This window comes from Methylolobus aquaticus (assembly GCF_054172105.1).
In genome coordinates this window covers 106220-128932 of record NZ_JBSYXP010000003.1, presented here as the reverse complement: position 1 = coordinate 128932, position 22713 = coordinate 106220, and the positions used below count along the sequence as shown (strand labels likewise).

General features: G+C 62.9%; 14 protein-coding genes. 7 read left to right on the top strand and 7 right to left on the bottom strand.

All coding sequences use genetic code 11. The features are described 5' to 3' along the window. The first annotated feature begins 134 nt into the window (after positions 1 to 134). The gene (locus tag ACW73L_RS04970; RefSeq protein WP_498920391.1) at positions 135 to 1739 is read left to right on the top strand and encodes a reprolysin-like metallopeptidase; all 1605 of its coding nucleotides are present in this window, start codon (positions 135 to 137) and stop codon (positions 1737 to 1739) included. 13 nt (positions 1740 to 1752) lie between these two features. Here ACW73L_RS04970 and ACW73L_RS04965 read toward each other — a convergent pair whose 3' ends face one another. Further along, a complete protein-coding gene (locus ACW73L_RS04965; RefSeq protein ID WP_498920389.1) occupies positions 1753 to 2370 on the bottom strand; it encodes a DUF3159 domain-containing protein in 618 nt (205 codons plus the stop codon). Then, complete coding sequence (locus tag ACW73L_RS04960) at positions 2367 to 3116, bottom strand: class I SAM-dependent methyltransferase (RefSeq protein WP_498920387.1); 750 nt, start codon at positions 3114 to 3116, stop codon at positions 2367 to 2369. The genes ACW73L_RS04965 and ACW73L_RS04960 overlap by 4 nt, the downstream gene beginning before the upstream one ends. Before the next feature lie 229 nt (positions 3117 to 3345). Between ACW73L_RS04960 and ACW73L_RS04955 the strand changes: the two genes are divergently transcribed. Together ACW73L_RS04955 and ACW73L_RS04950 are read left to right on the top strand one after the other, a co-directional pair. Continuing rightward, complete coding sequence (locus ACW73L_RS04955) at positions 3346 to 4791, top strand: macro domain-containing protein (RefSeq protein WP_498920385.1); 1446 nt, start codon at positions 3346 to 3348, stop codon at positions 4789 to 4791. Positions 4792 to 4895: 104 nt separating this feature from the next. Further along, positions 4896 to 5921, top strand: a complete 1026-nt coding sequence (locus tag ACW73L_RS04950) for an aldo/keto reductase (RefSeq protein ID WP_498920384.1) — start codon at positions 4896 to 4898, stop codon at positions 5919 to 5921. Positions 5922 to 5958: 37 nt separating this feature from the next. Here ACW73L_RS04950 and ACW73L_RS04945 read toward each other — a convergent pair whose 3' ends face one another. The 4 genes from ACW73L_RS04945 to ACW73L_RS04930 all read right to left on the bottom strand — a co-directional run bounded on the left by ACW73L_RS04945 (position 5959) and on the right by ACW73L_RS04930 (position 14797). After that, a complete protein-coding gene (locus ACW73L_RS04945; protein ID WP_498920382.1) occupies positions 5959 to 6912 on the bottom strand; it encodes a Na/Pi cotransporter family protein in 954 nt (317 codons plus the stop codon). A 513-nt stretch (positions 6913 to 7425) separates the two neighbouring features. Continuing rightward, on the bottom strand, positions 7426 to 12198 hold the full coding sequence (locus ACW73L_RS04940; protein WP_498920380.1) for a PAS domain-containing protein: 4773 nt from the start codon (positions 12196 to 12198) through the stop codon (positions 7426 to 7428). A gap of 416 nt (positions 12199 to 12614) precedes the next feature. After that, complete coding sequence (locus tag ACW73L_RS04935; RefSeq protein ID WP_498920379.1) at positions 12615 to 13178, bottom strand: pyridoxamine 5'-phosphate oxidase family protein; 564 nt, start codon at positions 13176 to 13178, stop codon at positions 12615 to 12617. Positions 13179 to 13333: 155 nt separating this feature from the next. After that, positions 13334 to 14797 (bottom strand): DUF1254 domain-containing protein, encoded by a 1464-nt coding sequence (locus ACW73L_RS04930; protein WP_498920378.1) that lies wholly within the window; start codon positions 14795 to 14797, stop codon positions 13334 to 13336. A gap of 563 nt (positions 14798 to 15360) precedes the next feature. Between ACW73L_RS04930 and ACW73L_RS04925 the strand changes: the two genes are divergently transcribed. The 4 genes from ACW73L_RS04925 to ACW73L_RS04910 all read left to right on the top strand — a co-directional run bounded on the left by ACW73L_RS04925 (position 15361) and on the right by ACW73L_RS04910 (position 22449). After that, entirely contained in the window at positions 15361 to 16356 is a 996-nt protein-coding gene (locus ACW73L_RS04925; RefSeq protein ID WP_498920376.1) for a P63C domain-containing protein, read from the top strand. A gap of 132 nt (positions 16357 to 16488) precedes the next feature. Next, complete coding sequence (locus ACW73L_RS04920) at positions 16489 to 16935, top strand: DUF1810 domain-containing protein (RefSeq protein WP_498920374.1); 447 nt, start codon at positions 16489 to 16491, stop codon at positions 16933 to 16935. A 1024-nt stretch (positions 16936 to 17959) separates the two neighbouring features. Next, positions 17960 to 20128, top strand: a complete 2169-nt coding sequence (locus ACW73L_RS04915; RefSeq protein WP_498920372.1) for an NHL repeat-containing protein — start codon at positions 17960 to 17962, stop codon at positions 20126 to 20128. 434 nt (positions 20129 to 20562) lie between these two features. Then, complete coding sequence (locus ACW73L_RS04910) at positions 20563 to 22449, top strand: sulfatase family protein (RefSeq protein WP_498920371.1); 1887 nt, start codon at positions 20563 to 20565, stop codon at positions 22447 to 22449. Here the strand turns inward: ACW73L_RS04910 and ACW73L_RS04905 are convergent. Beyond that, entirely contained in the window at positions 22398 to 22685 is a 288-nt protein-coding gene (locus tag ACW73L_RS04905; protein ID WP_498920369.1) for a hypothetical protein, read from the bottom strand. The genes ACW73L_RS04910 and ACW73L_RS04905 overlap by 52 nt on opposite strands. Between the last annotated feature and the right edge of the window lie 28 nt (positions 22686 to 22713).

Genomic DNA, 22713 nt, shown 5'->3' with positions numbered 1-22713 from the left:
CGAAGCGGAAGTATAGGCGTCCTGCCACACCCTCGGGGCGGACACTCCCCCCGCCGTGGGGGAATCGGTGCCCGGGATGTGTCCCTGGCGGAATGGCGCTATGATCCGGGACAATCCGCACAAACGTGATCGCCATGCACGACAGCGCTTACCGACACTCTGTTCGATCCGGCCGCCGCAGAACCGGCGCGAACCGCAGCCTGCTGCTGGCCGGCGTGCTGGTCGCGCTGATTCCGGTAGCCCACGCCCAACGCCCGGCACCACCGCCCAAGTCCGAAGCCGACGGCGCGCTGGACCTTCGGTATCAGGATGCGACGCTCGCCGATCTGGCGCGGGATGCGCAACAGCTGGGGGGCATCGCCATCACTGTCCCCGCGGCGCTGAAGCGCGATGTCCTCAAACGCGATGTCCGAGCTGCCAGCTGGGCGGACGGTCTCGCCGATCTGCTGGGTGATTACAACTACATCGCCGTGCGCTCGCCGGCTGGCAGGCTCGAGCGCATCGTGATCCAGGCTCGGCAGAACCCCAACGCGCGGCCGCAGGCAGCCGTTAAGCCGCCCATGGGAACCGGCGCGGCCTTGTTCGAAGTCGATGCGAGCGCATTGAACAAGCCCGTGCCCAAAGCGCTGGCCAGTCTCACCCCGCATGCCATCACGCCGATCAAATTGTCGGTCGAGCGCCTCGCAAGCATGAAGCCGGGCGACACCCTGTCGGTTCGGCTCGGCGATCGCGCCTACAAGCTCGTGCATGACCACGCCCAGCGTCACGATACCGGCGACACGAGCTGGATCGCCTACGTCGAGCAGGACGGGACAGCGTTCCGAGCGGTTCTGACCTACCGCGCCGACGGTGCGCTGACCGGGCAGATCAATACCGCCCGAGGCCTGTTTCAGATCATCCAGTTCGACGAGAAAACCTGGGTCATCGATATCAAGGCCTCGGGTCTCGGGGCCGGTAGCCTCGACGAGGATCAGCGCAGCTTTCCCACCGGCGGGGGAAAAGCCACCGCCGCCGTCGCCGACGGCCGGCCGGCGACGGCACAGTCGCGTGCGACCGTCGACCTTATGGTGCTGTACACGCACGAACCCGGACCTCACCCCGTGATGCGGGCCAGTCACCTCACCGCGGTCACGCAGCAGGCGTTCACGGATAGCGGTGCCTTCGTGAACCTGAGGCTGGTGCGCACGGAGCGCGTCGACTACACCGACAACAACGCGAACTTTGCCGCCCTGCAGGATCTGACCCGCAACCGCATCGGCACGGACGTCCACGCCCTGCGCTCACGTTACGGCGCGGACATAGTGGTTTTGCTGCGCCCTTTCCACTCGTCGGCGCAGGGCAGCTGCGGCGTCAGCTGGATCGGCGGCTCCAACGGCTTGCCACTGACCCCGGCCGCAGGGTTCGCGGTCGTCTCGGACGGCTTCGACGACCGCTACTTCTGCCATGAGTACACCTTCGCGCATGAACTCGGGCACGCCTTCGGCAACGTTCATGATGCGGACTTGTCCCCACCCGGCATCTTTCCGTTTTCCTACGCCTGGGCCGTGCCCGGCAAGTTCGCGACGATCATGAGCTATCTGTTCGATGTCGCGCCCCTGGTCGGCAAGTTCGCGAATCCGGCCGTCGCGTGCACCGACAAGGGTCTGCCCTGCGGCCGCAAGGATATTGCCGACAATGCCCGGACGATCAACCTGACCGCGCCGATCATTGCCGGGTTCATGCCAACCGCGGCCGACTGAGAGACGCAAGCCCTCAGAACCGCCGCGGCGCGCGCCGGTAAGGTTCGATCCCGGCCCGAACGAGCGGCAGATAGCGATGCAGCCGATACCAGCGCGGGTACGCGCGGGTGAAGCAAAGCGCCGTTACGAGCAACGCCACACCGGCCGCACCGGAAAACATCCGTTGGCTCAGGGAGCCGGCGGCGGTCAGGGCGTGCAGCGCGGCGGTCGCCGCGAAGCCGGCTCCCCACACCCCTGTGATGACCTGGTTCACCCGCAGGAAATGACGGTCATGCCACCAATCGGGGCCGACGGCCTGCCGCGCGTACTGCAAGGTAAAGGGTCGGCCGACCAGACTGGAGCCCAGCGCGAGGACCGCCAGCAGCGACGGCAACCACGCAGACCGCAACGCCCTCCATTCGCTCAAGGCTTGGCAGCACTCATCGACAGCCACGGCGACGAAAAACGCCAGAATCGCCAGATCGGGAAGCTTGACCTCGCGCCACCGTCGCAGCCGCAGGACGATGAGCGCCACACCCGCCGCCATTGCACCGGCCAGGGGCTGCTCCAGGGCAGCAGCAATCCCGTAAAGCATCCACGGCAGCACCGCGACCCGCAGATCACGGACGAATTCAGCCGGAGGCGCCGTCACGACCGGCGCGCGGTGTACTCGCTGAAGATACCGGCCTCGACATGCCGCCGGGGCCCTTCAAGACCCGCCGCCGCCAGGGCTTCGAGCACCCGCGTCGGATCGACCATGTGGTCCAGCGTCTCCCAGTAGTATTCCATCAGATAGGTGGCTTCGCGGCTGCCGGTGATCAGGCGCGTGAAGCGCGGCATGAAGTCGCGAAAGTAGAACTTGACCACCGTGTTCGCGACACGCCCGTCGGGTTTGGTGATATCCATGATCAGCAGCCGTCCACCGGGCTTCAACACGCGCCGAAACTCGCGGAAGGCCGTCTCGAGGTTCTCTACATGCCGCAAGGCGAAGCCCATGCTCAGAAAGTCGCATGCGGCATCGGGCAAGGGCAGCGCATCTGCTCCCGCCTGCAGGTGACGCGCCTCGGGCAGCTGCCGCTCCGACTCGCGCAGCATCCCGAGGCTCGGTTCCACACAGGTGATCAGGCCCGGCGCCCCGACGATCGCGGCCGCCGCTCGAGCGGTAATGCCGGTCCCGGCCGCGACATCCACCACCGTCATACCCGGCTGCAATCCCGCGCGCTGCAGCGCCCAGCGGCGATACCAGTTCCCGGTACCGAAAAAGCCCCAGCTCGCAATCCGCTCGTAGTAGGGGGCCGAATCGTCGAATACGCGCCTCAGGAAGGGCTGCTTGTCTTCGGGCGCCGAATAATGCGGGGCAAGAACCTCGTGGGGCTTGAAACGGGGATCGCTGTCCATGGTTGGGGCGGTCGAATTGGGGGAGGTTGCGGTGGAGCCCCAATACTACCATCGGGTAACACCAGGAGGGCCGTACCGCACGAACCGCGAAGCCTCTGCCCGAAACATCGAACTGTCCGGGCGCCCGACACGCCAACCCGTCGCGAGAGGCTAGCGGCAACAGCACCTGTTCACGGCGGGCAGCGAGTCGTACGATGGGCGCGCTGAGTTCCGACGACCGGACACCCGCATGGAACTCTGCCGCTTCGGCACCAACGCTCTGGCCAGCCCGGCCATGTCCGCGCTCGACAGCCGACCAGCTCCAGGGGGAACCGATATGACCGACGACGATCTGGCCCGCGAATGTTTCGTGATCATGCCCTTCGGCGAGAAACCATTCGATGACGGCAGCGGCAACAGCGAACTCGTCGATTTCGACCGGATCTACGAGGACATCATCAAGAAGGCGGTGGAGGAGGATCTGAAGGAAGGGGGCGAGAAGCTGATCGTCCGCTGCCTGCGCTGCGACGAAATCGAGTCGGCTGGGCTGATCCACGAACGGATGCTGCAACATATCCTTAAAGCCGACGTCGCCGTCGTGGACATCACGACGCAGAACCCGAACGTCTTCTACGAACTCGGTGTACGACACACGCTGCGCGACCGGGTGACCGTACTGATCCGCCGCGCGGGGACGAAAATCCCGTTCAACATCGGCGGCATGAACGTCATCGAATACGACGTATCCGACGAGGCGCACAAGCAGCGTTCGCGGCAGGGTATCGCCAGCTTCATCCGTAACGGCCTTTTGTCCAGCAACCGGGACAGTCTGGTCTACGCCAATATCCCGGGACTGGAGGTGACGGCGGGGTTAGGGTCGCTGAGCGACTGCGACGTCTACCGTTACCGCTTGCAGACACAGCCTGCCGATAAGGTGAAGGAGCTGTGGCTGGTAACGGGCGACCTGCGCCATGTGAACGTGAACCCGTATCTCGAAGAAAGGCCCATCGACATCTGGGTCAGCTCCGAGAACATCAACATGCAGATGGCGCGGGTCTTCGAAAAATCGGTGTCCGGTCTGGTGCGGTATCTCGGATCGCGCAAGGACGAAACCGGCGACATCGTCGAGGATGCCATCGCGGACGAGCTGCGCGACCTGATGCGCGGGCGGCAGCAGGTCAACCCCGGCACCGTCGTCGCCACCGGCAGCGGCGCACTGCTGGAGTCGCACAAGGTCCGGCGCATCTATCATGCCGCCTCGGTCTACGGCACGATCGGCGGCGGCTACTTCCCCATCGCAAACGTGGAACACTGCATCACGGCCGCGCTGGCGCTGGCCGACCGCGAATCCGAGCGGGACAGGCAACGGAAAGGCGATGCCGTGCCCTACACCTCGATCCTGTTCCCGCTGCTGACCACGGGGACCGGGTCTTCGAACCTGATGGACCCGGCCCGGAAGCAGTTGCGCGCGGCGATCCGTTATCTTCAGGCCCGCGCCAAGGTGACCGCACTCGATCGGGTCTGCTTTCTCGCGCCGACCAAAGCCTACCTCGACGCCTACCGGCTGGTGCTGGCCGAACTGGATATCGAGCAGGCCGAGGAAAGCGCCGCCGCGGCCACACAGACACCGTCCAGCGCAACGAAGGCCTCAGCGCGCGCGGCGGCGAGGCAGGACTCAGCCAAGAGCAAGACCTAGAACGACGCGATACCGGAAACGCCAGCGTCGACCGGCCCATGGCATGACGCCAGCCCGGCCGTGCAGCACGGCCTCCGACACGACTCCCACTTCGAGAGGAATTCATGGAACATCGACTTCTCGGCCGCTCCGGCCTGAACGTACCGATCTTGAGCTTCGGCGCCGCAACCTTCGGCGGCGGCAACGCCTTTTTCGAGGCCTTCGGCACCAGCGGCGTCACCGAAGCGACCCGACTGGTCGACCTGTGCATCGATGCCGGCGTCAACCTGTTCGACACCGCCGATTTCTACTCCCAGGGGCTGTCGGAAGAAATCCTCGGCCAAGCCATCGCCGGACGGCGCGACCAGGTATTGATCTCGACGAAGGCGGTCTTTCCGATGGGGCCCGGCCCCAACGACTACGGTTCATCCCGCCATCACCTCACCCGTGCCTGCGAGGCCAGCCTCCGGCGGCTCGGAACGGACCACATCGACATCTACACGCTGCACGGTTTCGACGCCCGCACGCCCATCGAGGAAACCCTACGCACGCTGGACGACCTGATTCAAGCCGGCAAGGTGCGCTATCTGGCTTGCTCCAACTTTTCCGGCTGGCATCTGATGAAGTCCCAGGCGATCGCCGAAAAGTATGGCTGGACGCGCTACGTGGCCCATCAGGCGTACTACTCGCTGGTGGGGCGCGACTACGAGTGGGAACTGATGCCGCTCGCCATCGACCAGGGGGTCGGGACGGTGGTGTGGAGCCCGCTGGGCTGGGGCCGGCTGACGGGAAAGCTACGGCGCGGACTGGCGCTGCATGCCCGGAGTCGCCTGCACGTCACGGCCGAAGCCGGGCCGCCGATAGCCGACGACCATCTGTTCAAGGTCGTGGATGCGCTCGACGAGGTCGCGGAAGAAACCGGCAAGACGCTGCCCCAGATCGCGATCAACTGGCTGCTGCAGCGCCCGACCGTAAGCACTGTGATCATCGGCGCCCGCGACGAGGCACAGCTCAAGGACAATCTCGGCGCGGTAGGCTGGCAGTTGACTGCGGAACAGATGGCGAAGCTGGATGCCGCCAGCCATGTCACACCCCCTTACCCCTATTGGCACCAGCGGCAGTTCCCGCAGCTGATTGCGTGGCCGGTCTGACCCGAGCGGCCGGCTGACGTGGCCCGGGACTCGGGTCTTAGTGCCGAGCCGCCGATCGCGCGGCCATTGGACCCAGGAACCAACGGCTCAGGCGCGGCTCGATCGCATCGAGCGCGACCAGGAAGACCAGGCCGATCGTGACGTTGAACAGCAGATGCGCCCAGGCGACGGCACGGCTCGGGTCGCCGGCAGAGTCGACGACGGCACCCGCAAAGGCATGGATGAACGGGAAGAAGATCAGCGCACCGGCGGCGTTGAAGAGCAGGTTCGCCGTCGCCGTGGCTCGCGCGACGGCCCCCATGCCGAGACTGGCGACCAGCGCCGTCGAGGTCGAACCGACGTTGGCCCCGATCACGATCGGTATCGCGGCCTCCGCGGGCAACGTGCCCTGCTGGACCAGCAATATGGACACGCCCGTCGTCACGCTGCTGGATTGGATCAGCGCCGTGAAGACCATACCGACCAGGATCCCCAACCAGGGCGCCTGCGCGAGTTCCAGCCACGCGACGAACGCCGGCTGCTCGCGCAGCGGCCGGAGTTCGGTGCCGATCAGATCGAGAGCGAAGAAAATCAGCCCGAAATAGAAGATCGCCTTGCCGGCGATGCCCACGCGCCATGGCAGCGCCGACAGGCAGGCACCCAACACGATGAAAGCCGGACCGATCCCGGTCAGCTTCATGGACACCAGCCAGGCCGTGGCCGTCGTGCCGACGTTTGAACCGAGCAGCACGCCGAGGCTGGCCCTGAACGAGATGACGGCCCCGTCGACCAAGGCCGCGGTCAACGCCGTCACGGCACTGCTCGATTGCACGATGGCCGTCGCGACAGCCCCGACGGTGAAGCCGAGCCAGCGGCTCGCGGTCACGCTCGCCAGCCAGTTCTGCAGCGCGGTGCCCCCGGTGACCCGGAGTTCCCGGCTGAAACCCTGCAGCCCGTAAAGGAACAGCACGATCGCGGACAGTGCGGCGAACAGGGCTTGCAGTTCGGTCATCGGCTCAATACTCCACATCTTTCAGCGAAACAGGGGGCGGCACCGCGTCCGGCAGGTACCCGTCCGGGCAATCGAGCCGGCCAGCTGAAATCGAGAGGATCAGGCTTGGACCCGCCACCGGCATCATATCGACTCATGATGACTGGAGATCGAGCTTGGTACAGTCCAGCGCGTGCGTGGTCGCGATCGATGCCGGAATCAGTTCCGTCGCCCGCGCGATCGCGCTGGCCCGACCATCACCGATAAGCCGACAGATGCGGACCGGCGCCGGTCCGCTTGGGTCGTTCCCGGCTCCAGGCGACACGAGGGTCGCCGGCGACCCGCCTACGGAGGGAAGAGCCACGGCTCATTCAGAACGACTACGGTGAACACGAGCATACCCTGGTCGGCTCGCCCGAAAGGCAAGGGCGCGCTTCGGGGCACATCGTTGGATCAAGAGCCTTTGTTGCCACCGCGGCGTAAGTCGGCGGGCACTCGCAGCGCAATCGCTCCGAGAAAGCCCGGCTCAGGCACTCAGGGTGTCCGCCCCGCCGGCTTCACCAATACCTGTCGGAGTCCAGCGATGAGCTGGGACAGCGCTGCGGCAAGCTCAAGGCACCGATCGCCCATCTCCGCCGCCGACAAGCCCTGCCTCGTTCCCGCGTTCACGCTTTCGGCCAGTTCCATGACCCTGAGCGCCCCCAGGTTGCCCGCCGCGCCCTTCAGCGCGTGGGCAAGGCGCCCAACCTCGGCGAAATCGCCGTTCCGCGAGGCGGCCAGCAGATGGTCCGCGTCGTGCCCGTGCTTCTCGACCAGCAGACCGAGGAGTCTGAGGTAAGTGGCCTGTTTGCCGCATACGGCTTGCATACCGCGCTCCGCGTCAAGGCCGGGAATCTCCCTGAGCGCCCGCAGCGTATCGGCCACTTGAGGCTCGATGGGCGCAGCCGCCCGTTCGATCGAGTCCGTCCCCGATGCGGGCGGCAACCATTTGAGCAGAACCGCGTACAGGATCTCCGGGTCCACCGGCTTGGCGACGAAATCATCCATGCCCGCATCGAGACAGTCCCGGCGGTCCTCTTCGAACGCGTTGGCCGTCATCGCGAGAATCGGGATGGTCGCCCGGTCCGGGAAGGAACGAATGATCCTCGTCGCCTCAAGGCCGTCCATGACCGGCATCTGAACATCCATCAGGATCAGGTCGTAGGCCTGGGCAAGAACCTTGTCCACCGCCTGCTGCCCGTTCTCCGCGACCTCCACGACCAGCGCCGCGGTCCGCAGCAGTTCCAAGGCGACCTCCTGGTTGATGGCATCATCCTCGGCCAGGAGCACCCGCGCCCCCGCGTGGCGCGCCTGCAGCGTAGCCTGGTCGCTCGCGCTCACGATGCCTTCAGACAACGGAGCGCCGGCCTGTCCTCGCTGCAGTCGCACGACGAACCAGAACGTGCTGCCTTGACCGGGTGAGCTCTCGACACCCGCGTGTCCGCCCATCAGGTCCGCCAGCCGGCGGGTAATCGCGAGCCCAAGCCCCGTGCCTCCGTGCCTGCGCGTCGTTGACGCGTCAGCCTGTTCGAACTCCTGGAACAACCTGTCCAGTTTGTCGGGCGGGATTCCCGCCCCGGTGTCCTCGACCTCGAAGCGTATCAGCAGACTCTCGCCGTCGTCCTCCAACAGCAAGGCACGGATGGTGACAACGCCGCGCTCGGTAAATTTCACCGCGTTGCTGGCATAGTTCAGCAGGGCCTGGCGCAGCCGGGTCGGATCGCCCCGCAGCCACAGCGGTACGTGATCGCGATCCAATTCGACCACGAGGTTCTTGTCCCGCGCCTGTTCCATGACCAGCGAGCGGACGTGGTCCAGAACGGCGCCGAGCGGGAAATTGACTTCTTCCAGCTCCAGACGGCCTGCCTCGATCTTCGAGATGTCCAGGATGTCGTTGATGATCGACAACAGATGCCGTCCCGCCCCTTCGATTTTCCCCAGGCGGGCCCGCTGATCCGGATCCGTCTGGTCGCGCCGGATTAGATGGGTCAGGCCCAGGATCGCATTCATCGGCGTGCGGATCTCGTGGCTCATGTTGGCCAGGAACGCGCTCTTCGCACGGGTTGCGGCCTCGGCCCGCTCCCTGGCCTGCTCGATTTCCTCATTGGCCCGCTGCAGCGCTTCGGTGCGCTGGGCGACCAACTCTTCCAGGTGGTGGCGATGCGCCTCGAGTTCTTGTTCCGCCTGCTTGCGTGCGGTGATGTCTCGAAAGAACCCGGCCAGATAATGTTCTCCCTCGATTTCCAACACGGTGGCGCTGATGTCGGCGGAAAACACTGTCCCGTCCTTGCGCAGCACGGGCACGTCCTCGCCGGCTATCAGTTCACCACGTGCCATACGGTCGAAGATGTCCAGCACCTGCGGGAGGGCGTCCACGGGATGGATATCAGCCGGCGTCATCGTCAATAAATCTTCGCACTGATACCCCAGCATGGCGCAGATCGCGGGATTGGCGTCCACAAAGCGGCGCGTGGCGGCGTCCGCCATCAAGATGCCGTCCCGCGCCCCATCGAGCACGGCGCGCAGGCGCAGCTCACGATCCCGCAACTGCTGGTCCTGGTGTTTCCGCTCGGTGACGTCGAGGGTCACACCGACGTACTTGACGAGCATCCCGGCCTCGTCGAAGTAGGGTCTGGCCAGATCCTGAACCTCGCGCACCGTGCCGTCCGGTCGCACGATCCGGTGTTCCAACTCGACTGGAGCGGATAGTGCCAGGGCCTGACGAAACTCCAGGTCGAGTCGTTCCGCATCGTCCGGATGAATGCGCTCGCGCAGCATGGCCTGATAGACCGGACAGGGACCCGCCGGATCCATGCCGTAGATCCGGAACTCCTCATCCGACCAGTTGATCGTCTCGCTGGCGACGAAGAACTCCCAGGAACCGAATCGTGCGATACGCTCGCCTTCCGCCATCAGCAACCGCATGCGATCCAGTTCGGCTGCCGCGAGCTTTTCCACGGTGATATCCCGAACGATACCGACCAGGGTCGGCTCACCCGACATACTGGTGCGCGGCGAACCACACGCGTGGATCCAGCGCATTTCGCCGTCCGGCCAGCGAATCCGGCATTCGAACTCCCATCGGGTTCGATCCTGCACGGCTTGGCGGAACAGTTGATCCACCCGTTCGCGATCCTCGGGCACGACATGCGACAGGAACCGGTCATAGGTCCAGTCCGGCAGCAGATGGTCGTAACCGAAGATCTGATCGTGCCGGAGCGAACGGACGGCAGCCTGCGTGGTCAGGTTCAGCTCCCATTCGCCGGCGCCCAGGGTTTCGAGCGCGAACTGACGACGGGCTTCGGATGCCAGGACCGCCGCTTCGCGCTGTTTCAGGTCCTCGATGTCGGTGCAGGTGCCGAACCATTTCAGGATCGTTCCCCCGGCATCGACGACCGGCACACCCCGGATCAACCACCAGCGGTAGACCCCGTCGAGCCGGCGCAAGCGGCATTCCAGCGCATACTCGGCGTTGTGTTCGATGGCGTTCCGCCAAGCGTCCCACGCCCGCTGCTTGTCGTCGGGATGGAACGGAGTGATCCAGGCGTGCCCGCGGCTCTCCTCGAACGACAGGCCCGTATAGTCGACCCATTGGCGGTTGAGGTAGGTATTCCAGCCGTCGGTACGGGTGACCCAGACGATTTGCGGCATCGCTTCGGCAAGTTGCCGAAACTCTTTTGCGCTGGCGCTGATGGCATCCTGTAGCCGAACCCGGTCGGTGATGTCCTGGACCGTGCCGACCATGCGCAGCGGTGTACCGTCGGCGTTCCGGAGCAGTTCGCCGCGGGCGTTCAGAAAGCGTACGTTGCCGTCGGGATGTATGGCGCGGAAATCGAAATCAGGCGCGGGCTTCCCTGCGGCGCAGTCGTTGATCCAGTCGCTCAGGATCTGACGATCGTCCGGATGCGCCAATTCCAGAAGGGCTTCGACCGTGGGTACGAAGCGGTCCCGATCCACCCCGTAGATCCGGTAGGTCTCCTCCGTCCAGACGATCGGGCCCTGTAACTCCCAGCGCCAACTCCCGATCCGGGCGATGCGCTGCGATTCGGCGAGCATCTGCTCTCGCTCCTGCAGCCGGGCATCCGCAAGCTTTCTGTCGGTGACGTCCTGATTGATGCCGTACAGACGCAGCGCGTTGCCGGCATCGTCGTAGCTCGCCCGGCCCTTGCTGACGATCCAGCGGGTTTCCCCCGACGGACGCCGGATTCGGAACGCGACCTCGAACGGTTCGCCGCGTCGGACCGTTCCCCACTGCGCCTCGATCGAGGGCAGGTCGTCCTGATGGACCAATTGCAGCCAGTCTTCGTTGTTGCGGATGCTGTCGGGCGGGACGCCGTAAAGCCGCTCGCATTGCCGGGACCAGTGCAGTTGCCCCGTGACCAGGTCCAGTTCCCACATTCCGATTTGGGCGCCTTCCTGCGCCAATATCAGACGCTGCTCACTTCTCCTTATCTCCGCCTCGGCCCGTTTGCGGCCCGTGATGTCCTGGTCAATCCCGGTGAGTTTTACCACCTCGCCGTCGGCATCGCGTTCCGCGCTGCCGCGGGCGTACAACCAGTGGACGCTGCCATCGGGCCAGCACACCCGGAATTCGGCGTCGATCAACGCGCCCGCCAATGCCCCCGCCAGTTGCGTGTCGACCAACCCATAGTCGTCGGGATGTATACATGCCCGCCATTGCGCCTGGTCCCGCAGGGTGCCCGGGGCGACGCCATAAAGTGCTTCACACGCCGGGGACATCCAGAGCGCGCCGCTCGCGACGTCGAACTCCCAGAAGCCGAGCCAAGCGCCAAGCTCCGCCATCCGTAGCTGGCGGTCGTTGCGGCGTAGCGCCTGGTTCGCCGCCTCCGCCGCGCGCCGATGGTCGGCCGCCCGGCAACGGAAGCGCCGCGCCAACTCGCCGAGCCCGCCGGCAATGGCGCCGCTCAAGACAAGGGCCGTCCATTGCAAGACGTCGCGCGAGGACTCTATCGCCCATTGGCCGACCGGTGGCAACACAAACCAGCACGTGATCAGTGCCGTGAACCCGGTCGCGACCAGGGCCGGACCCAGGCCGCCGAGCAGCGCCTCCAGAAGCAGGAAGGGGACGAACAGGATCAGCATCCGATGCTGATCGAGAGGAACCGGCCAGTGGGCGCGGAACCATAGGACCGCCAGCGGCAGCACTAGGGCAAGAACGTAGAGGAGACAACGCTTACGGAGGCTTTGCGATCCCGGCGACGACAGCGCGCGCCACAGATCCGACCTCACAGCATCGATTTCAGGCATGGCGACTGTGCCTTGAAGGGCATCTCATGATAGGGTCGCGGCACCAGCCCCGCACTGCCGCGTCAAGCTGGCGACGACTTCGTGCATCATACGACGACTTCAGCCCGGGCCGGAACAAGCGCCGCGACGAGCGCTCATGGTTCGGACTGAAGGCACGGCGCGCCACACCACCGATCGGGTTCCGATCAACCGCGGACGCTAATCGGCTGCCGCAGACAGGGGACCGGCCTCAGGGTCGATTGTCATGATCGAGACACTGGGCAGGCCTGGAAATCAGGAGGGCTTCCTGAGCTTCCGGTCGTCGATGGACCGCGCGAAGGCAATGAGCTGACGGTCCCCAGTGCTTCGCGCGTAGTGCTCTGCAACATCGGCCAAGGCGCTTCGAGCCGCTCGCCGAAGCGCTCCGCAACGCGGGGTCAAGCATCCGGCAACAGGTTCTTCGACGCGATGTGCGTCGGTATGCCGTCGATGCTGAGTTGGTTCTTGCGCTCCCAATAGTCCCGCAACCCGCTCTGCCCCTGCGTTTCGGCCCAGTCCGAGAGTTGTTCGCGCTCGCCTTCGTAGTGGAGGAAAGGGACCGCCATGCCGCATGACGTTTGCACGAGATCGAGCGTGACATCGAAGATCTGCCGCGCACCGGGCAAAGGCTGGAACGATGAGAATAAGGACGCCCATTCGGGATCGGTCTGGTGGACGACCTTCGCGACTCCGTAAAGGCGCAAAATCACGGGTTGTCCCTCGAAGGCGCAGAACATGATCGTCATGCGCGGAGCGACCTGCACATGCGCGGCGGTCTCATTGCCGCTGCCGGTCACATTCAGCCACGCGACGCGCCGGCTCCCGAGCACACGGAACGAGTCCATCCCCTTCGGGGAGATATTGACCCGGCTATCCGCCGTCGCCGTCCCAACAAAGAAGATCTTCTGCTCGCGGATGAACTCGATGTGCCGATCGGAAAGCTCGGTGTACTGCTGACCCATTTCCGGTTCTCCTGACAGAACGCGCGCCCGACTCTCGCGCGCGGATTAGCGAAGGCGTTTGGAAAGACGCCGTGCGCTCGGATCCCCAGCCGGTGGTCGGAGGGCTGGGTGGCGTCCGCGCAGCGATCAGCCCGTGCAAGTGGCACGCGCGGCCGTCAAGGCATCGGTGTGATGGCCGGCGGCGTCCAGCTTCGATCGAGCATCGACGGCGCCTTCGTGCTGGGCCAGTACATCCGCAGCGTCACGTTGAAGGGACCGGCTGCCGCAGGAAGCCAGTTGCTCTCCTTGTCCTTGCCCGGCGATTGGTGCTGGACATGGATGTCGATGGAGCCGTCATTATTCTTCTTCAGCGGCATCCAGCTGCTGATCGCGTAGCGGTTGATCGGGTTGGGAACGAAGAAGGACTGGGCGTCATATAGCGTCAGCGACCAGAACGCATCGACCGGCGGCGTCGCCCCGTTGGCGAAATGGATCACGTAGCGGTTCGCGCCGGTTAGCGGCGCGCCTGCGCCATCGGTGAACGCCGAGGGATAGATCGCGTCCTGCGGCAGATTGGCGCCGAGACCCATCAACGCGATGACGGCACGTGTACCGTAATCGCTGCCGAAATTGCCGACATTCATCGGCGTCACCCGCCAACCATTGACCGGCGCGCCGGTCTCCTTGGCCGCAGCCTCCAGCTTGGCGAGCGTCGCGGGCAGAGCCTGTTCCAGCCCTTTCGCCACCGCCGGATCGAGCTTGCCGGGATCGAATTTTTCGCCCGGAACAATCCCGATGGCCGCAAGCTTGGCCAGCATCCCGGTTTCGGACGTCGGCGGCGGGTTGGCCTTGAGCAGCGCCGCCAGGCGGTCGAAGAATGCGGCCGAGCTCATCGCCTTGAGCTGATCCACCGGCGGCGTCTTCATGTCGACCGCCGCATTCACGGGGGCATCCGGCGCCCTGTAGCGCCCGTTCCCGAACGCCGACAGCGGCACCAGCCGGTAGCCGTTCTGGATCGCGTGCACCGCCGGATAGTCCTTCGGTCCGTTGGTCTGCGTGCGGCCGATGATCCAGACCATCGCGGTCGGCGCCTTGATCTGCTGCACGCCCTTGGGCAGGGGTCCGGCCCATCCGGGACCGGTGATGGCGAACCGGCCGGGCTTGGTGCCCGTCGTGCGCTTGCCAGGCGATGCGAACACGTTCGTCCAGGCATCGAGCATCGGCATCAGGTAGTAACGTCCCTTCGTGTCGGGAACCGAAAGCACCATCGGTTCCCTGGACACATCGAGCCAGGCGACGGAGTAGAGGGTGTCGACGTTCGCGCGGACCACATCCTTGAACGAGGCGTCCGGAAAAACGCGGACGTGGGCGAACTGATTGACCGGCGCTGAGAAGGCCTCCGGCCTCGACACATTGGTCGACTTCCGCTGCGTGAGGTCCATGATCACCAGCGGCAGGCCGTAGACGACCGCCTCAGTGCCGGCCGCCAGCGCGGCCTTTTCCTTGGCGTCGGCCTCGGCCAGCGCTTGCGTCTTGGCCGACTCCGCTGCGCCATCAAGCGGCAGCGGCTTCTGTTCCGTACATCCGACCAGACCGGCCAGCAGTACCGCCGCAACGGCAAACCCAAAACTCCGCTTCATTCCGCCCCCGTCCGTATTATTTATTGCTCAAACGTTGGGATTCTATCCCGAAACCTCGGGATGACGGACCAGTGCGGTTGTCGGCGGGCGCTCCGGGCGCGCGGGGTGAGCTCTTGCGGCGGCGCCCGGACGGACAGCCTGCGAGCCCGTGGGAAGCGGCTTAACTCTGGGACGACAAGGAGATTCCTGTCTCCACCGTTCCCCCATGCGACGCCGAGCGAGTTCCTTGCCGGAACGAATGCAGCGGGGTGCTTTCACCCCGTGTCGAACGAATGCGACACTTCAGGTTCGGGCGGCCTCTGCTAACTCATGAGCCCGTGGCGATGGGGCTCTCGCCCTGCATAACGGTACTGCCGCTGGCGGCAAGGGAAGCTAATTTTTGTCATGTGGTCCCGCGTGCCTGGCGATCGCATGAACCAGGACCGCAAAAACCGCTCCGCCTTCCTGGACCTGATTTCGCTGCCGGTAATGCGTAGCGCTGGACCACGAAACCGAACATCTATGCTTGCGTACCGTTCGTGGTATGCTTGCAATCGCAAGCATTCAACAAGGAGCCCGCAAGCATGTCTGAAAAGAGCCCGAACTCTGCCGGCGGCGTTGCACGCGCCGAGAAATTGTCGCCCCAAGAACGGTCGCAGATCGCCCAGACGGCGGCGGCGGCCCGTTGGGGCATCCCAAGGGCGACGCACCGCGGTGAAATCGTGATCGGGGATACCCGCATCCCCTGCGCTGTGCTCGATAACGGCAGCCGAGTTTTGACTGAAAACGGCATTACCAATGCGCTACTTCGATCGCGTAGCGGCGCCTCGAAAAGACTGAAAAAATCACAACTTGAAGCAGGAGCACCTGTTCCTCTGTTTTTGGCCCCTGACAGGCTGAAGCCGTTTATCTCTAAGGAAGTAATGGCCGGACCCCTAGCTCCTGTTCAGTACCTTGACGGGGCAAGAACGGTGACGGGATATGACGCGACGGTTCTTCCTGCGGCCTGCGAAATTTGGCTGAAAGCAAGAGATGCTGGGGTCTTGCAAGCGCAACAGATTGAAAAGGCCCAACAAGCAGACCTACTGATGCGCGGTTTGGCCCACGTCGGCATCGTCGCCTTGGTAGACGAAGCTACAGGCTACCAAGAGGTTCGTGACCGGCTGGCACTCCAGGCAATCCTGGATAAATTCCTGCGCACCGAATTTGCAGCCTGGGCAAAGAGGTTTCCCGACGAGTTCTACAAGGAAATGTTCCGACTGAAGGGATGGGGTTACAACCCGCTTTCCGTTGCGCGTCCTGGCGTAGTTGGCCGCTATACCACGGATGTTGTCTATGAAAGGCTTGCTCCGGGCATTGTCGAAGAATTGGAGAGAATCAACCCAAAGAATGACAGAGGACACCGGCGTACCAGGCACCATCAATGGCTCTCCGAAGATATTGGGCACCCGGCCTTGGCGCAACACATTCATGCGGTCATCGGCTTTATGCGCGCATCCACCTGCTGGGACGACTTCATCCGCCTATTGGATCGCGCATTTCCGAAGAAGGGCCACACGATACCGTTGCTGCTTGAGTGAAGAATGCTCGAAATGGCCCTCATGAGAGCGAGCACCACAAGGTTTGTGCTGGTTTTCGAACTCGGTTCGGGTGCGCGTGGCTTTGAAGCGGATCGTTAATCGCCGTGATCTACGCGCCAGCCCGCTACCACCATGCCTACCCCTGAACCCGACTCCCTCGACCGCTTCGTGCGCGCACAGGCGCAGGCCTACGCAACCGCACTCGGGGAACTTCGAGCTGGCTTCAAGAGGACGCATTGGATCTGGTATGTGCTGCCGCAGCTGCGCGGTTTGGGCCACAGCCACATGGCACAGGTTTACGGGCTTGCCAATCGAGAAGAGGCCACTGCCTACGCACGCCATCCGGTGCTCGGTCCAAGGCTGGTCGAATGCGTCAACGCAATCCTGACCCATGCAGACCGGAGCGCCGTCGACATCCTCGGCGACATCGACGCGATGAAGTTTCGATCCTGCCTGACGCTGTTCATCGAGGTGGCACCGAATGAACCCTGCTTCCGAACTGCCCTGAACGTGTTCTACGAAGGTCAACCAGACACCGCGACGCAACGCCTTCTCGAAGCCAGTGCCAGTCGAAACTAATCAACGCAGCAGGCGCCTTTCGTTGAATCGGCTCCGCAGGTGCTCGGCGACGGGCTGGCACGCTTGGGCCTCAGTCTCAACGAGACCAAGGCCCGGATCGTGGATACCAGTGTTGCGGGTTCTGATTTTCTGTGTTTCGCGCTGCAGTCTAGTCGGAGACGAAAACGAGCCTGCGGTACCCCGACACCCCGCTGTCGAGTCAGGCCGTTAAACAGATCCGTGCGCGCCTGAAGTCACTGACGCAACGAGTACCGATCAACATCCCGCTGGCGAGGTAGCGGAGCACGTGAGCCGCAGCTTAAGAGGCTGCGCGAACTGCTTCCCTTATCGGGACGCCTGTCCGGCGATGCGCTCTCTTCCGAAGACGCCGCAAGCTGAACCGGATCATGGTGCGGCAACGGATCAGCCCGCCCCAGGTCACTTGGATCACCGCTCTCGAGTCTCTCTAAACGGCGACGACCCACATTTCGGACCGAGATATGGGTATTTCTACGTATAGGATTTCCCTATCGTTCAGCGTATAAGCTTATCCATCGGAAGACCAAAGGCGCGGTCAGGCAGGAATAGATGACATAAGTGGATCCGAAACTACGGTTAAGTGGCTCTCCCACTTCCGTGTGGCCACTCAGTCTGCAAATGACACCTGCAAGGGTTGCAGGGCAAGACTATCCGCAGCGCGTCACGACTGATGAGCCAACGCTAAATTGGAGGACAGGTAGAGATTGGTCGTTGCCTCCTGTGAAACGATATGTTGCACAGCTGTTTGCCGTGAGAGCCGCAATTTTGCCATGCTTTTGTAACGCTTTTTCGTAATTGCCGTGCAGATGACGGAGCCAATTATTCGGCAGGATCGCCAGCATCATTCTATGGCCTAGAGCGTACAACATTTTGGGATGAGGCCGGATTAGAGATCATGCAATCGATACGTATCCAGAGCCTCCGACCTTAAGACGAACGCACGGGATTGTGGCCAGTGGCTGTTTGGTTCATCCAGGACAATGATGGGACTTGGCAGGACACTCAGATGAGCGCATTTCGGAAGCTTTTATTACCCTGGCTTGTGTGTCTTTCTTTCGTCACCGCCGGATCGGGTGTCAACGCGCTGGAGTTGCGCTTGATCCGCACGATCGGTGGCCCGGCCCTGATGGAGATGTACCCATCCGGGATCGCGGTGGATCCGCAGGGCGGAAACCTAATCGCGGCCGACACCGGTAACGACCGCCTCAGGGAATACTCGGCAGATGGAACCCCGATTCGCACCTTCGGAGCTTACGGGCACGGCGTGGGACAGTTGTCCTACCCGCGAGATATCGCCATGGACGACGACGGCAACATCTACTTCTCCGACAGAAAAAACAGGCGCGTCGTCAAGTTGCGACGCGACTACACCTGGCTCGGATCGCTGCCCATCAATGCCATGGGGATCTCGGCAAAGGGCGGCAAGGTCTATATAACCGATCCGGAACGAGGAAGTGTGCAAGTCTGGAACCAGGACTTCTCGGCTCAGGAGCTGCTTGTTCGGCCGAATGGCATTTGCACATTCGGCGCCAGTCTGTCGGACGTCGATGCCGATGCGGCCGGAAACATATATGTCACCGACAAATCCGCGAATGGCGTGTTCATACTGGGTGCGGACGGCACCTGCATGCGGAGGCTAAGCAGCAACGGCCACCGAGCGATTTCGCTTCGTGTCGCACACGATCCCGTACTCAGGCAAGAGTTGTTGTACGAAGCGTCCACATCCTCGGCACCGCTAGTCCGTGTTTATCGACTCGACGGCAGCTCTGTGGGCGGCATCAGCCCGTCAGCATTCCTCGTTGAACCATGGTTCATGGATGTGGCGCCAGATGGGGATATCTGGGTTGCGGATGAGAGTGCCAATCGAGTCAAGCGCTTCGACCGCACCGCGCGCGGTTGGGTCGAAGCGCAGACGATACCGTCTGATTCGCCTCCGACCTCGCTGGCACCGAAACCATTGGCTGATGACGCGATGTTCAATACCGTGAACGGTATTGCCTTTGGGTCAGACGGCACGGTCTACGCGGCGGACTATATGAACGCCCGTATCGTGCACTTCACCCAGGACGGACGCGTGATCAACGCCTGCTCCGACCCACATCGAGCTCCGACGTCGCGCCCGCTGGGTCTGGCGGTCGACACGGTGCCGGATGAAATCTGGTTTCTGCAAGCCTACTCCAACCATGTGGACATCCTGCGTCCCGACTGCGGGAGGCTCGCCACAATCAGACTTGATGCGACGCCCGGGTTCACAGCCTTCAGACCCGTCGCCATCGCAATACGTCCCACGGATCGGACAGCTTTCATTGCCGACCGCGATAACCACCGGATCGTCGCCTACGATGTCGCCAACCGTCAGCCACTAAGCACATTCGGCTCCGTGGGCAGAGGCATCAATCAGTTCCGGCTGCCATCAGGCATTACGGTTCATCCGGTCAAGGGCACGGTGATGGTCGCTGACAGCGGCAACGCGCGACTCGTCGAACTGCAGTTCGAAGGGGGCGCGTTTCGGTGGCTGCGCACCATCAGTCAATCGTCATTGAATGGGGAATTCGGGGACCTTGCAATCGACCACCACGGGCATATCTATGTAGCCGACAGCCGCCGAAGCCAAGTGCTGGTCATGGACGACAGCGGCACGCTGGCGGCCACTATCCAGGATCTGCGCGACCCGGCAGGGATCACGGTCAGCCCGACAGATGAGGTATTCGTTGCGGATTCGCACAACGACCGGATTCGCGTCTACTCGTACAGTCTTCTCGTCAATGGAGGGTTCGAGAATGGCCTGTCAGCCTGGACAGGCTGGCGCTTGGGCGAGGTCACGACCGCGGAAGTCCATGGCGGCGCTAGGGCCGCGGTGTTCTCGAGCCCGGCCGCCTTCACTAACTCCATTCAGCAGACGGCCACCGGCTTGCAGGCAGGTAGCTACACCGCCTCGATCTGGTACAAGCGGCAGGATGGCATCAGATGGGCTCGTCTCCGCGTCAGGGTGCTGAACCAGGCAAACGGCACCGTCTCTCTCACACGGACCGCAGGCATGCCCACGACCGGTGCCTGGACACGAGCCGAAATCCCCGATATCCCAGTGAAAACGGGTGAGACGATCAGCTTGGACGTCTGGATGGACAGCGGCGCGGGGGGCACTTTATACCTCGATGACGCGGAGCTGAAGTGACTTCCGGATAAATCGCCCAGCGTAAATGCCTTGATCACGTCGAGTGGCACTCTCTATAGCTAAGAATGCCGCTCGACCAGCATTCGCTTCCTGCTACCTGTATCGCGACCATTTGGCGTTGGCGCCGACACCCGGAAAATACTCGGGCCGGCGCAATTTCTTCATGCCGAAAGGGCATCAAGGGGACCATTCCGACACGATAATCGAAATATCCGACACACCCGCTAACGGCTGCAAACATCGCCTCCAGATGATGCATAAGGCCCGACGATCACCCCTCTTCTCCCGTAGCCCGCCAACCGAGACATATTCTGACATAAAAGCTCGTCTATCAAATACGTAATAGGTATTCATACCTATTGTTGAGAGCTCCCATCAACCTTAATCTTTTGACCTAAAGAAAGTAGTAATGCCGCTTTTATCGGAGGATCCCTATGCGCCGTGCGCATCTCCTTTACTTGATATTAATACTACTGGCCACCCTCAATTTCGGGCTAGTCAGAGCGGCTCCACAGCCGAACATTCTGTGGATCACAATAGAGGATACCTCCCCACAGTTCATTGGAGCTTATGGGAACAGCGACGCCCATACCCCGAATATCGATCGGTTGGCTCAGGAAGGGGTTCGGTTTACGAATGCGTTCTCGACTGGCACCGTTTGCTCCCCGAGCCGCTCGACAATCATCACGGGTGTCCGAACCTATGAGCTCGGTACGGGGCATCACCGTAGCCAGTTTCCGATCCCGGCGAATATCAAGGGGTTTCCCTACTATCTCCGCCAAGCCGGATATTACACCAGCAACAACAGCAAGACCGACTACAACATTGCGAACGGAGCGGCCTTCAACAAGGAGGCCTGGAACGCGAATTCGAGCGAGGCCGGGTGGTGGGGACGTCGGCCGGGACAGCCGTTTTTCTCGGTCTTCAACTATGAGGACTCCCACCAATTCCGCACGATGGTCTGGCCGTACGATCAGTACGTCTCGGATGTCCTGGCGCAACTTGGTCCGGGCGAGACCATCGACGACCGTGGCTTCGCAATGCCGCCCTTCTATCGTGACTCCGCTGCGATGCGTCGGAGTTTCGCCCGTGTCTACAACGCCTTGTCGTTGGTCGACAAGCGCATCGGTCAGTTATTGGAGCGCCTTCGGACCGATAATCTGCTCGACAGCACGATCATCTTTTTCTTCGCGGATCATGGCGAGGCGATGCCGAGGGGAAAGACAAACGGCATCGGCCTGGGCTATCGCGTTCCCTTCGCCATCTGGTTTCCAGCGCAGTATCAGGCGCTATCGCCCTGGGGCCCGATTCCGGCCGTTACCAACGAACTGATCAGCTTCGAGGATCTCGCCCCGACGGTACTGAGCCTGGCCGGTGTGCCCCGCCCCGGCCATCTGAAGGGAAGACCGTTCCTGGGCACCGACCGCACTGCGCCGAAGGATGTGCTGTTCCTCTCGAGCGACCGAGCGGACAGTGGCATCGACTTCGTCAGGAGCGCGACCGATGGCCGTTACCTCTATTCGCGCAATTTCATGCCGTTCATACCCGAACTCCGGTACACCGTGGATTCGGTCGAAAACAGCGACATCATGAAACTGATCAGGGGCGACTTCGCGAGCGGTCTGCTGACACCGGTGCAGGCGCGCGCCCTGCAGACCCGTCCCGCGGAATTCCTGTTCGATCTTGCGAACGATCCCTGGGAACTTAACAATCTGGCATTCAGTGGTTCGCACTCCGCAGTCGTGACCCGTCTGAGGGATGCGGTCAACAGCAACCTCGTCAGCTCGCGGGATGTCCTGTTGCTTCCGGAGTATGAGTTGGGACAGATCGCGCGCCTGACCGCTCCCTACGATTATCGGCTCGACAACACCAAGTTCCCGATTGGCGCGATCCAGGCGGCGGCCAAGATTTCCGGCAGGCGGAGCGCCCGTTACACACAGCAGCAGATCGGCTGGCTGTCGAGCAGCAACAAGATCGTTCGCTATTGGGCCGCTGTAGGCCTGCGATCGCAATCAACGGCCGATTTGTCGAATTATCAGACGCAGTTGTCGAAGGCGTCGACTGACTCATATCCGCCGGCCGCTATTGCGGCGGCAGCGGTCAGCTATCACAACTTCCAGAACGACCTTGCCCGTGACGCCTTGATGAACTATCTGCGAAGCACGAACGGGAGCCTCGTGCTGCTGGCGATCAACTTCCTGCAGTACTCTGCCAACCCCGAACCGTTCATTCAGGTGGTGCAGGAAATCAGGGGCCGTTGGGCCGGGAACTACACGGTCAGTTCCGCCTGCCGGGTATTTCTGAAAAAGAACGGTGTCTGAGCCAGCGCGCGCGGCAGTGCCCGCGCGTTGACCCCTGGAAGCGATTGGGCCTCGCGCAAGCCCTCGTCTGCGTTTATCCACAGATCGACCACCTCCGCCGACGGATATTGTCGCAGGCGGGTGTTCGGCGCCTGATTCGGAATCGGTTCGATGCGGTAGGCGCTGAATACACGAGCCAAGTCGGGGATGGCCTCGCGTTGACTGCGTAGCCCGTCGAGCACGGCACCCCATCGCATCTATCGCCTCCCAGCGAACACCGCATTC